The following is a 13,915-nucleotide window of genomic DNA, read 5'->3' as shown; positions in this document are numbered from 1 at the left end:
ATGCGTAACGCGCTGGCCAGCCTCGGCCAGATGTTCGCGGCGGCCGTAGTGGCTGTCATCGTCTCGGTGGTATCCCTGATCGCCATCGCACGGGTCCAGTGGCCGGCCTTTCCGTCGTCGAACCAGCTACACGCGCTGACCACGGTCGGCCAGGTCGGTTGCCTGGTCGGGCTTCTCGGCGTCGGCTGGCTGTGGCGGCGCGGCGGCCGGTGGCGGTTGCCGGCCCAGCTGGGCGGGGTGGTGCTCGTGTCGGCGTTCACCGTCGTGACACTGGGCATGCCGCTGGGAGCGACCAAGCTGTACCTGTTCGGTATCTCCGTGGACCAGCAGTTCCGCACCGAATACCTGACCCGGCTCACCGACAGCCCCGCCCTGCACGACATGACTTACCTCGGACTGCCGTCCTTCTATCCGCCGGGATGGTTCTGGATCGGCGGGCGGGCCGCGGCCCTGACCGGGATGCCCGCGTGGGAGATGTACAAGCCGTGGGCGATCACCTCGATCACGATCGCGGTCGCCGTCGCGCTGGTGCTGTGGTGGCGGATGATCCGGTTCGAGTACGCGCTGATCGTGACGACCGCGACCGCGGCCGTCACGCTGGCCTACAGCTCGCCGGAGCCCTACGCGGCGATGATCACCGTGCTGCTGCCGCCGATGCTGGTGCTGACGTGGTCGGGGTTGCGCGCCGGCGAGCGTTCCGGAGGGTCCGAACGTGAAGCTAGCTTCACACTCGAGCCCCAACGTGAAGCTAACTTCACACTCGGCGAGGAGCACACATCACGACGCGCAGGCTGGGCCGCGGTGACCGGCGCCGGGTTATTCCTGGGCTTCGCCGCCACCTGGTACTCGCTGCTCTTCGGGTACACCGCATTCACGATGGCGCTGATGGCGCTGCTGCTGGTGGTGTCACGCTGGCGACGGGCCGGGCTCAAGGCCGCGCTGGACCCGTTGCGCCGGGTGGCCGTGATCGCCGTCATCGCCGCAGCCATCGGGGCCACCACTTGGCTGCCGTTCCTGCTGCGCGCGATCCACGGCCCGGTCAGCGATAGCGGCAGTGCCTTCCACTACCTGCCGGCCGACGGCGCCGAGCTGACCTTCCCGATGCTGCAGTTCTCGCTGCTGGGAGCGATCTGCATGATCGGCACCCTGTGGCTGATCGTGCGCACCCGTTCGTCCGTCCGCGCCGGCGCCCTGACCATCGGCGTGCTGGCCGTCTACCTGTGGTCGCTGCTGTCGATGCTGACCACGCTGGCACGCACCACCCTGCTGTCGTTTCGGCTGCAGCCGACGTTGAGCGTGCTGCTGGTGGCCGCCGGGGTCTTCGGCTTCCTGGAGGCCGCCGTCGCGCTGCGACAGCGCAGCCGCGCCGTCGTTCCGGTGGCCGGTGCGATCGGGGTGGTCGCCGCCATCGCCTTCAGCCAGGACATTCCCGACGTGCTGCGGCCGGATCTCACCATCGCGTATACCGACACCGACGGCCACGGCCAGCGCGGCGACCTGCGACCGGCGGGCTCCGAGAAGTTCTATCCCGCCATCGACGCCGCCATCTTGGCGGTCACCGGAAAGCCGCGGGATCAAACGGTGGTCATGACCGCCGACTACAGCTTCCTGTCCTACTACCCGTATTGGGGCTTTCAGGGATTGACGTCGCACTACGCCAACCCGCTGGCGCAGTTCGACTTGCGGGCCGCACAGATCAAGAAGTGGTCCGGACTCAAATCCCCCGGTGAATTCCTCCAGGCGCTGGACACGTCGCCCTGGCCGGCGCCGACGGTGTTCCTGATGCGCCATGGCGCGAACAACAACTACACGCTGCGGTTGGCCAAGGACGTCTACCCCAATCAGCCCAACGTTCGTCGCTACACCGTCGAGCTGCGGGCCGCGCTGTTCGACGACCCGCGGTTCGCCGTGCAAAGCGTCGGCCCGTTCGTGCTGGCCATCCGCAGGCCGGTGGCAGAACCGATGGCAAGCCGCTGATGGCGACCGACACCTCAGGTGACTTGGCCGAAGAACTAGCATCTACGTCCGTGAAGGGCGCGGGTGCAAGCTACCGGATCGCTCGCGTCGTGGCCGTCGTCGCCGGGCTGCTCGGAGCCCTGCTGGCGATCGTCACGCCCGTGCTGCCGGTCACCCAAACCACCGCCCAACTCAACTGGCCGCAGAACGGCACATTCGACAGCGTCGAGGCGCCGCTGATCGGATATGTGGCCCCCGAGCTGAACGTGAGCGTGCCGTGTTCGGCCGCCGCCGGGCTGGCCGGGCCGCAGAACGCGAGCAAGACGGTGCTGCTGTCGACGGTGCCCAAGCAGGCTCCGAAAGCCGTCGACCGTGGGCTGCTGATCCTGCGCGCCAACGACGAATTAGTGCTGGTGGTGCGCAACGTCCCGGTAGTCACCGCCCCGTTGAGCCAGGTCCTGAGCCCGGCGTGTGAGCGCGTGACCTTTACCGCGCACGCCGACCGGATCACCGCCGAATTCGTCGGGCTGACGCAGGGACCCAACGCCGAGCATCCCGGCTCGCCGTTGCGCGGGGAGAAGAGCGGCTACGACTTCCGGCCGCAGATCGTGGGCGTGTTCACCGACCTGACCGGACCGGCACCCCCGGGTCTGAGCTTCTCGGCGACCGTCGATACCCGCTACAGCAGCAGCCCCACGCCGCTGAAAATGGCCGCAATGATCCTGGGCGTGGTGCTGACCGTCATCGCACTAATCGCGCTGCATGTCCTCGACACCGCCGACGGCACCCGGCACCGCCGCTTCCTGCCATCGCGGTGGTGGTCGATCGGCGCTCTCGATGCGCTCGTCATCGCCGTCCTGGTGTGGTGGCACTTCGTCGGGGCCAATACCTCCGACGACGGCTACATCCTGACTATGGCCCGGGTGTCCGAGCACGCCGGGTACATGGCCAACTACTACCGCTGGCTGGGCACCCCCGAGGCGCCTTTCGGCTGGTACTACGACCTGCTCGCACTGTGGGCACACGTCAGCACCAGCAGCGTCTGGATGCGGCTACCCACCCTGGCCATGGCACTGACCTGTTGGTGGGCGATCAGCCGCGAAGTCATCCCCCGGCTGGGCCACGCCGTGAAGATCAATCGTGCGGCAGCGTGGACGGCCGCGGGGCTGTTCCTGGCGACCTGGTTGCCACTCGACAACGGGCTGCGCCCCGAGCCGATCATCGCCCTCGGCATCCTGCTCACCTGGTGCTCGGTGGAGCGGGCGGTGGCCACTAACCGGCTGCTGCCGGTGGCGGCCGCCTGCATCATCGGCGCGCTAACCCTGTTCTCCGGGCCGACCGGTATCGCGTCCATCGGCGCCCTGCTGGTCGCGATCGGGCCGCTGCGGACCATCATGCATCGCAGATCCAGACAGTTCGGTGCGCTGCCACTGCTGGCGCCCATTGTGGCCGCGGCCACCGTCACGGTGATCCTGATCTTCCGCGACCAGACCCTGGCCGGCGAAATGCAGGCGACCGCACTCAAGCGTGCGCTCGGGCCCAGCCTCAGCTGGTTCGACGAACACATCCGCTACGAGCGACTGTTCATGGCCAGCCCCGACGGATCCGTCGCCCGGCGCTTCGCGGTGCTGGCGTTGCTTCTCGCGCTGGGCATCACGGTGGCAATGTCGTTGCGCAAGGGCAGAATTCCGGGCACCGCCGCCGGACCGAGCCGGCGCATTCTCGGCATTACGATCATCTCGTTCCTCGCGATGATGTTCACTCCGACCAAATGGACACATCACTTCGGGGTGTTCGCCGGGCTGGCAGGCTCGCTGGGGGCGTTGGCCGCCGTCGCGGTGACGAGTGTGGCCATGCGCTCACGCCGCAACCGCACGGTGTTCGCCGCGACGGTGCTGTTCTTGGTGGCGTTGTCGTTCGCCAGCGTCAACGGCTGGTGGTATGTATCCAACTTCGGTGTCCCATGGTCGAATTCATTCCCACAATGGCACTACGCGTTTGCCACGGCGCTGCTTGGGCTGACCGTGCTGGTGTTGCTGCTGTCGGCGTGGTTCCACTTCATGTCCCCCGACGGGCCAGTCAGTGGTCCTCCCAAAACCCGCACTGGGGCACGGATGACCGGAATCATTCAGTCCCCGTTGGCAATTGCGGCGTGGGCGCTGGTGACGTTCGAAGTGGTGTCGCTGACCCTGGCGATGACCGGACAGTACCCGGCCTGGTCGGTGGGCCGGTCCAACCTGGAGGCACTCACCGGCAAGTCCTGTGGCCTGGCCGAGGACGTCATGGTGGAGCAGGATCCCAACACCGGCACGCTGGCGCCGGTGTCCGGCTCGGTGGGCGACGCCCTCGGCGCCGGCCTGTCAGAAGCCTTCACGCCCAACGGGATTCCCGCCGACATCTCCGCCGACCCGGTGATGGAGCGTCCGGGCGACCGTAGTTTCATCAACGAAGACGGACGAACGACAACCAGCGAGGCCGGCACCGAAGGCGGCACCAGCGCCGCGCCGGGAATCAACGGCTCCCGCGCCCAGCTGCCCTACAACCTCGATCCGGGTCACACCCCGGTGCTGGGCAGCTGGCGGTCCGGCATCCAGGTGCCCGCCATCCTGCGGTCGGGCTGGTACCGGTTGCCGCCCCGCGACAAGGCGGAGCCGCTGCTGGTGGTGTCGGCGGCCGGCCGGTTCGATCCCCGCGAGGTGCAGGTGCAATGGGCCACCGACGACGAGGCGGCCAGCGGACACCCGGGCGGCTCGTTCCAGCTCTTCGATGTCGGCGCGTCACCGGCGTGGCGTAATTTGCGGCTGCCGTTGTCTTTGATTCCTGACACCGCCACCCAGGTCCGCTTGATCGCCAACGACGAAGATCTGGCGCCGCAGCACTGGATCGCGGTCACGCCGCCGCGGATTCCACAGCTGCGCACGCTGCAGCAGGTGGTGGGCTCCCAAGACCCGGTGTTCCTGGACTGGCTGGTGGGTCTGGCGTTCCCGTGCCAGCGACCGTTCGGCCACCAAAACGGCGTCGACGAAACACCCACATGGCGCATTCTGCCGGACCGGTTCGGTGCCGAGGCCAACTCGCCGGTGATGGACAACAACGGCGGTGGCCCGCTGGGCGTCACCGAATTGCTGGTGAAGGCAACCACGATGGCCACCTATCTGAAGGACGACTGGTCACGCGATTGGGGTTCGCTGCAACGCCTGACGCCCTACTACGCCAACGCCCAGCCCGCCCGTCTCCAGCTGGGGACGGCGACGCGCAGCGGTTTGTGGGACCCGGCCCCGCTTCGCCGGGGCTAGTTACTACAGTCCCGGTAAGCAATTGATGAACGGTATGCACGGCGGCGACGGTGGTCGCGGCGGTGGAAAGCCTTCGATCAGGGCCGAGTTCGTCGGCGGGCTGTTCTGGTCGAAATACCAAGGGTGACAGGTATTTCGGTCCCAATTCGGCATGTTCTTGAGCACCGGTGAGCCCGGGCACCACTGATAGGTGCAGCTGTTGGTGGGGCTTGGCCCCGTGCTCGGGTCCTGGCACACCATCGGGGCGGGCTGAGCCTGGCCGGTTCCCGTGGCCAGGCCTAACCCGGCGACGGCGAAGCCGCCCGACAGCAACGCCCCGACGAGCATCCGCTTCATACGGCGAGGGGTGTTCATGTCGCCAGTGCATACGGTCGGCGGTGCTACCGATCCCAAAAATCTCCTGACAGGAGTATCGGTAAGTGTAGACTTACGGTTCGTGGTGACTTACCAACCCGTTGGGAGCGGTGACGCCTGGGTCGCCCTGGCGGACCGAACGCGGCGGGCCATCATGGAGCGCCTTGCGCACGGCCCGGCGGCCGTGGGTGAACTGGCCCGGGAGCTACCGGTCAGCAGGCCGGCCGTTTCTCAGCACCTCAAGGTGCTCAAGTGCGCGGGGCTGGTGCGCGACCGCGCGGCCGGTACCCGGCGCGTCTATCAGCTCGATCCGACCGGCCTCGAGGTATTGCGCACCGAGCTGGACCGGTTCTGGACGCAAGCCCTGGCCAACTACGCGGCCAAGTTCACCGAGATCGAAGGAGATGCGTCATGACCCAGCCGCGGATCCCCGACATTCGGCATCATGTCGTCGTCAACGCCACGATTGAGCGCGCGTTCGCGGTCTTCACCGAACAGTTCGGTGATTTCAAGCCGCGCGAGCACAACCTGCTGGCGGTCCCGATCGCCGAGACGGTGTTCGAAACCCATGTGGGAGGCCATATTTACGACCGTGGCGTGGACGGCAGCGTGTGCCAATGGGCGCGTGTGTTGGTTTACCAGCCTCCTCGCCGGCTGGTCTTCACCTGGGACATCAGTCCGGCCTGGCAACGCGAACCCGACCAGTCCAGGACCAGCGAGGTCGAGGTGCGCTTCACTGCGGAGTCCGAAACCCGCACCCGCGTGGACCTGGAACACCGCCACCTTGACCGGCACGGCCCGGGCTGGCAGTCGATTGCCGACGGAGTGGACGGCGACGCCGGATGGCCGTTGTATCTGGGTCGTTATCTCGGCCTCTTCACCGCCGGAGTGCGGCAATGACCGCCGCATCCATGATGAGCATGGCTCACGCCGAACGGGCCAACCTCGCAGAATTTCTGACCACCCTCACGCCGAAGGACTGGGCGGCGCCCAGCCTATGCTCCAAATGGGACGTCAAAGACGTTGTCGCGCACGTTATTAGCTACGAAGAGCTCGGCGCCCTGGGACTGCTGAAGCGCTTCGCGAAAGGCTGGATCGTCCGGGCCAACCAGGTAGGTGTCGACGAATTCGCGACGCTGAACCCGCAACAACTGTTGGCGTTCCTGCGCAACCACCTCCAACCACAGGGATTGACAGCGGGTTTCGGCGGCATGATCGCACTCGTCGACGGCACGATCCATCACCAGGACATCCGCCGCTCGCTGGGTCGACCGCGCAACATTCCGGCCGATCGCCTCGAGCGGGTACTCGGCCTGGTGCCCGGGAACCCCAGGCTGGGAGCCGGCCGCCGGATCAGGGGTCTACAACTACGTGCCACTGATATCGACTGGGCGCACGGCCACGGACCCGAGATCACCGGCCCGGGAGAAGCGCTGCTGATGGCGATGGCCGGCCGCCGCTCGGCCCTCGCCGACCTCAGCGGCCCAGGCTGCGCCACGTTCGCCGCAAGGCTGCCCCGATAACCCTCCCGGCGAACGGTCGCCCGTTGCGCGGCCCCGCGTCCTCACCCGACAAAGCGGCGTCGCTTACCATCGAACCCCGTGCCCCACGACGGTAGTGAGCGATCGCAGCGGATCCTCCGGTTGGTCGCCGTCGTCGCCGGCATCGCGGGTCTGGTGTTGTGCGGCACCGTTCCGTTGCTCCCGGTCAAACAGACCACCGCAGCCATCGCATGGCCGCAGGGCACCACAGGAGGTCCCGACGGGCACGTCGCCCAGGTCACCGCACCATTGCTATCCGGCGCCCCACGGGCACTCGACATCTCCGTTCCCTGCCCGGTGATAGCCACCCTGCCGGCCAGCGGCGGGTTAGTGATCTCGACCCTGCCGACCGGCGGCGTGGACCCGGGCAAGAACGGGCTCTTCGTCCGTGCCGACAAAGACGTGGTCGTCGTCGCGTTCCGGGACACGGTGGCCGCGGTGGCGAAGCGCTCGGCCATCGCCGCGGGCGCCTGCAGCGTGCTGCACGTCTGGGCTGACGCCGGAGCCGCGGGCGCGGACTTCGTCGGCATACCGGGTGCCGCCGGCATCCTGTCCGCCGAGAAGAAGCCCCAGGTCGGCGGAATTTTCACCGATCTCAAGGTGCCCGCCCAACCGGGACTGTCGGCCCGCGTCGACATCGACACCCGGTTCATCACGACGCCAACGGCCCTCAAGAAGCTGGTGATGGCGGCGGGCGCGCTGGCGGTCCTGGTCGCCATCATCGCGTTGTCCGTGCTGGACCGGCATAACCGCGGCGGCACGCTGGTCAACTGGCGATCCCCGATCGCCTGGCTGTCCCGCTACCGACCGCGCGAACAGCGGGCCAACTGGTGGCGGATCGGCTGGGCGACCTGGCTGAGCGACGTGGGTGTGATCGCGACGCTGCTGGTGTGGCACGTGATCGGTGCCACCTCGTCCGATGACGGCTACAACCTGACCATCGCGCGGGTGGCGCCGAAAGCCGGCTACGTCGGCAACTACTACCGGTACTTCGGGACGACCGAGGCGCCATTCGACTGGTACCTATCGGTGCTGTCCAGATTGGCCTCGGTCAGCACGGCGGGCGTGTGGATGCGGCTACCGGCCACGCTGGCCGGGATCGCCTGCTGGCTGATCATCAGCCACTGGGGACTACGCCGGTTGGGGCCCGGCAAGGGCGGCCTGGGGTCCAACACGGTGGCCGTGCTCACCGGGGGCGTGGTTTTCTTGGCAGCCTGGCTGCCGTTCAACAACGGTCTGCGGCCTGAGCCACTGATCGCCCTCGGCGTGATCGCCACCTGGATGCTGGTGGAGCGCGCGATCGCACTGCAGCGGCTGGCTCCTGCCGCGGTGGCCATCGTGGTCGCGATGCTCACCGCGACGCTGGCGCCGCAGGGGTTGATCGCCGTCGCCGCGCTGCTGACCGGGGCCCGGGCCATCGCTGCGGTCATCCGGCGCCGCCGCGCGACCGACGGGTTGCTGGCCCCGCTCGCGGTGCTCGCGGCGTCACTGTCGCTGATCCTCGTGGTGGTGTTCCGCAGCCAAACGCTGGCGACGATCGCCGAGTCGGCCCGCATCAAATACAAGGTCGGGCCGACGATCGCCTGGTATCAGGACTGGCTGCGCTACTACTTCCTCACGGTCGAGTCCAACCCCGACGGCTCGATGGCGCGACGCTTCGCAGTGCTGGTGTTACTGCTGTGCCTGTTCGGCATGCTGGTGGTGCTGCTGCGGCGCGGCCGGGTGCCCGGGCTGGCCAGCGGTCCGGCCTGGCGCCTGATCGGCACCACCGCGGTGGGCCTGCTGCTGCTGACGTTCACGCCGACGAAGTGGGCCGTGCAGTTCGGCGCGTTCGCCGGCCTGGCCGGCGCGCTCGGCGCTGTCACCGCCTTCGCCCTCGCCCGCATCGGTCTGCACAACCGCCGCAACCTGACGCTGTATGTGACGGCGCTGCTGTTCGTGCTGGCGTGGGCGACCTCGGGCGTCAACGGCTGGTTCTACGTCGGCAGCTACGGGGTGCCGTGGTTCGACATCCAGCCCGTCATCGCCAGCCACCCGGTCACGTCGATGTTCCTGGCGCTCTCGATCGCGACCGGACTGCTGGCCGCCTGGCAGCACTTCCGTATGGACTACGCCGGGCACACCGAGGTCAAGGACAACCGGCGCAACCGCGTCCTGGCTTCCACCCCGCTATTGATCGTCGCGACGATCATGGTCCTCGGCGAAGTCGGCTCGCTGGCCAAGGGCGCGGCGTTCCGCTACCCGCTCTACACCACCGCCAAGGCCAACCTGGCGGCCATCGAGTCCGGACTGTCGCCCACCAGCTGCGCGATGGCCGAAGACGTACTTACCGAGCCTGACCCGAATATCGGCCTGCTGCAACCGGTTCCGGGACAGGCCTTCGGCCCGGACGGGCCGCTCGGGGGTGTCAACCCGGTCGGTTTCAAACCCAACGGCGTGGGTGATGACTTGAGGTCCTACCCGGTGGTGACCAAACCGGGGGTGGTGAATTCCGACGCGTCGCCCAACAAGCCCAACGCCGCCATGAGTGACTCGGCAGGCACGGCCGGCGGGAAAGGCCCGGTCGGCGTGAACGGGTCCACTGTGGCACTACCGTTCGGCCTCGACCCGGCCCGCACCCCGATTATGGGCAGCTACGGCGAGAATTCGCTGGCCGCCACCACCACCTCGTCCTGGTATCAGTTACCGCCGCGCACACCCGACCGGCCGCTAGTGGTGGTCTCCGCCGCCGGCGCTATCTGGTCGTACAAAGAGGACGGCACCTTCACCTACGGGCAGTCGCTGAAACTGCAGTGGGGCATCTCTCGCCCCGACGGAACCACCCAGCCACTCGGGGAGGTGCAGCCCATCGACAACGGGCCGGAGCCGGCGTGGCGCAATCTGCGGTTCCCACTGACCTGGGCGCCGCCGGAGGCCAACGTGGCACGCATCGTCGCTTACGACCCGAACCTGAGTGAGGATCAGTGGTTCGCGTTCACGCCGCCGCGGGTCCCGGTGCTACAAACTCTGCAGCAAATGATCGGATCACAGAAACCCGTGCTGATGGACATCGCGACCGCGGCCAACTTCCCGTGCCAGCGGCCGTTCTCCGAACACCTTGGCGTGGCCGAACTTCCGGGGTACCGCATCCTGCCCGATCACAAACAGACGGCGTCGTCATCGAACGGTTGGGAGGCCGGCGAGACCGGCGGCCCGTTCCTGTTCACCCAGGTGCTGCTGCGGACGTCGACGGTCGCGACCTACCTGCGCGGCGACTGGTATCGCGATTGGGGCTCGGTCGAGCAGTACCTCCCGCTAGTGCCCAGTGATCAGGCGCCCAACGCCGTCATCGAACAGGGCGTGCAGACCATGTACGGCTGGAGCCGGCAAGGGCCGATTCGGGCACTGCCATGAGCGTCATCCACGAAGAACAAGCGGTCGCCCATACCCGCGACAAGGTCCGGGTCACCCGCTGGGTCGCCACGATCGCCGGGTTGATCGGCTTCGTGTTGTCCGTCGCGACACCGCTTTTGCCGGTGGTGCAGACAACCGCGCTGCTCAACTGGCCGCAGAACGGCCAACTGAATAGTGTTACGGCACCGCTCATTTCACTGAGCCCGGTGGACGTGACGGCCAGCGTGCCATGCACCGTGGTCCGCGACCTGCCCGCCGAGGGCGGCGTCGTACTGAGCACCGCACCGAAGAAGGGCAAGGACGCGGCGCTCAACGCGTTGTTCGTCGTCGTCAACGGCAAGCGCGTCGACGTCACCGACCGCAACGTGGTGATCGCCAGCGTGTCGCGCGAGCAGGCGGAGTCCGCACAGTGTCAGCGCATCGAGATAACGTCCACGCGGGCGGGCACTTTCGCCACCTTTGTCGGGCTGACCGACCCGGCGGGCAAGCCGCAGTCCGGCGGTTTCGCCGACCCTAATCTGCGCCCCCAGATCGTCGGTTTGTTCACCGACTTGACCGGTCCCGCGCCGCCTGGATTGCGGTTCTCGGCGACCATCGACACTCGGTTCTCCACCACCCCAACGACATTGAAGCTGCTGGCGATGGTCGGCGCCATCCTGGCCACCATCGTCTCGCTGGTCGCGCTGTGGCGGCTGGACCAGCTGGACGGCCGCCGGATGCACCGGCTGATCCCGACACGGTGGAAAAAGTTCACCCTTGCCGACGCCACGGTGATCTTCGGCTTCGTGCTGTGGCATGTGATCGGGGCGAACTCCTCCGACGATGGCTACATCCTGGGCATGGCTCGGGTGGCCGATCACGCCGGCTACATGTCCAACTACTTCCGCTGGTTCGGCAGCCCGGAGGACCCGTTCGGTTGGTACTACAACTTGCTGGCGCTGATGACCCACGTCAGCGACGCCAGCCTGTGGATGCGACTGCCCGACCTGATCGCCGGAGTGGTGTGCTGGCTGTTGCTGTCGCGTGAGGTGCTGCCCCGGTTGGGGCCCGCGGTGACGTCGAGCAAGGCCGCGAACTGGGCGGCGGGCTTGGTCCTGCTGACCGCGTGGATGCCGTTCGATAACGGGCTGCGGCCCGAGCCCATCATCGCGCTCGGATCGCTGATCACCTACGTGCTGATCGAGCGTTCGATGTGCGCGTCTCGGCTGACCCCGGCGGCGCTGGCTGTGGTCACCGCGGCATTTACCCTGGGCGTGCAACCCACCGGTCTGATCGCGGTGGCCGCCCTGGTCGCTGGTGGCCGTCCGATCCTGCGAATCCTGGTGCGACGGCATCGCGTGGTCGGCACCTGGCCGCTGGTGGCCCCGATACTGGCCGCCGGCACGGTCATCCTTACCGTGGTGTTCGCCGACCAGACGCTGTCAACGGTGTTGGAAGCCACCAGGATCCGCACCGCGATCGGGCCCAGCCAGGCGTGGTACACCGAGAACCTGCGCTACTACTACCTGATCCTGCCCACCGTCGACGGTTCGCTGTCCCGACGGTTCGGCTTTTTACTCACCGCGCTGTGCCTATTCACGGCGCTCTTCATCATGTTGCGGCGCAAGCGAGTTCCGGGAGTGGCCCGCGGGCCGGCGTGGCGACTGATGGGCGTCATTTTCGGCACCATGTTCTTCCTGATGTTCACCCCGACCAAGTGGGTCCACCACTTCGGGCTGTTCGCCGCGGTCGGCGCGGCGATGGCCGCGCTGACCACAGTGCTGGTGTCGCCGAAGGTGCTGCGCTGGTCGCGCAACCGGATGGCGTTCCTGGCTGCGGTGCTGTTCGTTGTGGCGCTGTGCTTCGCCACCACCAACGGCTGGTGGTACGTCTCGAGTTACGGCGTCCCGTTCAACAACGTCATGCCGAGGCTGTCCGGAATCAGCATCAGCGCAATGATTTTCGCGTTGTTCGTGATCACCGCGTTGTACGCGGCCTACCTGCACTTGGCGTCCAGAGACCACGGCGAAGGACGGCTGGCGCGGGCGCTCACGGCGGCACCCATCCCTCTCGCGGCCGGCTTCATGGCGTTGGTGTTCGTGGCGTCGATGGCGGCCGGCATCGTTCGCCAGTACCCGACGTACTCCAATGCCTGGGACAACCTGCGGGAGTTCAGCGGAGGCTGCGGGCTGGCCGACGACGTGCTCGTCGAGCCGGACAGCAACGCCGGCTTCATGGCGGCCCTACCCGACAATTACGGCCCGTTGGGACCACTGGGCGGTGTCAACCCAACGGGATTCGCTCCCAACGGTGTACCGGAACGCACTCTGGCCGAGGCCGTCCGGGAGACGTCGGTGCCGCAGCCCGGTACCGACTACGACTGGTACGGGCCGACCAAGCTGAAGACCCCGGGTGTCAACGGGTCGACGGCACCGTTGCCCTATGGCCTTGACCCGCAACGGGTTCCGCTTGCCGGTAGCTACGTCACCGGTCCGCAACAACAAAGCAGACTCACCTCGGCTTGGTACCAGCTACCCAAACCCGACGCCGGGCATCCCCTGGTGGTGGTAACCGCGGCGGGCACGATCGCCGGCAACAGCGTGCTGCACGGGCACACCAGCGGGCAGAACGTCGTGCTGGAATACGGCAGGCCCGGCCCCGATGGCGACCTGGTCCCGGCCGGAACGCTACTGCCCTACGACCTGTACGGGGAGCAGCCGAAGGTGTGGCGGAACCTGCGCTTCGCGCGCTCCCAGATGCCCGCCGACTCGGTCGCGGTGCGGGTCGTGGCCGAGGACCTGTCCCTGACACCGGAGGACTGGATCGCAGTGACCCCGCCGCGGGTACCGGAGCTGCGCTCGTTGCAGGAGTACGTCGGCTCGACGCAGCCGGTGCTGATGGACTGGGCGGTCGGTTTGGCCTTCCCCTGCCAGCAACCGATGCTGCACGTCAACGGCGTTACCGAGATTCCAAAGTTCCGCATCACCCCGGACTACAACGCCAAGAAGCAGGACACTGACACCTGGCAGGACGGCGTCAACGGCGGCCTGCTGGGTATCACCGACCTGTTGCTGCGGGCCCACGTGATGTCGACCTACCTGTCCCGTGACTGGGGCCGCGACTGGGGATCGCTGCGTCAGTTCGACACGATCGCGGATGCCCAGCCCGCCCAACTCGACCTGGGCACCGCGACCCGCACCGGCTGGTGGTCGCCCGGCCAAATCCGCATTAAGCCCTAATCGCCGCGAGAACGCTTGTATTGCAACGGATGTTTCCCTATTTGTGCACTCGTAATTAGTCACCAGTCGAATAACCGTCATTTATTTACGTTCGAGTAATTCTTGGCAAAATCGGTTTAATTCCGGCAAAGAAAGGTCAATATCTACTCCGCTGTGA

8 protein-coding genes are annotated in these 13,915 nt (G+C 67.1%); 7 read left to right on the top strand and 1 reads right to left on the bottom strand.

What is annotated here, in order from left to right:
- On the top strand, positions 1-1,977 hold the full coding sequence (locus ACTXG5_RS06815; protein WP_445162961.1) for a galactan 5-O-arabinofuranosyltransferase: 1,977 nt from the start codon (positions 1-3) through the stop codon (positions 1,975-1,977).
- A complete protein-coding gene (locus ACTXG5_RS06810; RefSeq protein ID WP_445162960.1) occupies positions 1,977-5,252 on the top strand; it encodes an arabinosyltransferase domain-containing protein in 3,276 nt (1,091 codons plus the stop codon). Before ACTXG5_RS06815 ends, ACTXG5_RS06810 begins: the two co-directional genes overlap by 1 nt.
- Positions 5,253-5,255: 3 nt before the next feature.
- On the opposite strand, the gene ACTXG5_RS06805 is transcribed toward ACTXG5_RS06810, so the two are convergent.
- Complete coding sequence (locus ACTXG5_RS06805; protein WP_445162959.1) at positions 5,256-5,606, bottom strand: hypothetical protein; 351 nt, start codon at positions 5,604-5,606, stop codon at positions 5,256-5,258.
- Positions 5,607-5,688: 82 nt separating this feature from the next.
- Here ACTXG5_RS06805 and ACTXG5_RS06800 point away from each other — a divergent pair, with 82 nt between their 5' ends.
- The 5 genes from ACTXG5_RS06800 (at position 5,689) to ACTXG5_RS06780 (ending at position 13,758) form a co-directional block, all read left to right on the top strand.
- On the top strand, positions 5,689-6,021 hold the full coding sequence (locus tag ACTXG5_RS06800; RefSeq protein WP_445162958.1) for an ArsR/SmtB family transcription factor: 333 nt from the start codon (positions 5,689-5,691) through the stop codon (positions 6,019-6,021).
- Positions 6,018-6,506, top strand: a complete 489-nt coding sequence (locus ACTXG5_RS06795) for an SRPBCC family protein (protein ID WP_445162957.1) — start codon at positions 6,018-6,020, stop codon at positions 6,504-6,506. The genes ACTXG5_RS06800 and ACTXG5_RS06795 overlap by 4 nt, the downstream gene beginning before the upstream one ends.
- The gene (locus ACTXG5_RS06790; protein ID WP_445162956.1) at positions 6,503-7,129 is read left to right on the top strand and encodes a maleylpyruvate isomerase family mycothiol-dependent enzyme; all 627 of its coding nucleotides are present in this window, start codon (positions 6,503-6,505) and stop codon (positions 7,127-7,129) included. The genes ACTXG5_RS06795 and ACTXG5_RS06790 overlap by 4 nt, the downstream gene beginning before the upstream one ends.
- Before the next feature lie 78 nt (positions 7,130-7,207).
- A complete protein-coding gene (locus tag ACTXG5_RS06785) occupies positions 7,208-10,540 on the top strand; it encodes an arabinosyltransferase domain-containing protein (RefSeq protein WP_445162955.1) in 3,333 nt (1,110 codons plus the stop codon).
- Positions 10,537-13,758 (top strand): arabinosyltransferase domain-containing protein, encoded by a 3,222-nt coding sequence (locus ACTXG5_RS06780; protein ID WP_445162954.1) that lies wholly within the window; start codon positions 10,537-10,539, stop codon positions 13,756-13,758. Before ACTXG5_RS06785 ends, ACTXG5_RS06780 begins: the two co-directional genes overlap by 4 nt.
- Positions 13,759-13,915: the final 157 nt, after the last annotated feature.

This window comes from Mycobacterium sp. Dal123C01, assembly GCF_052566995.1.
This window is presented reverse-complemented; position numbering and strand designations above follow the sequence as displayed.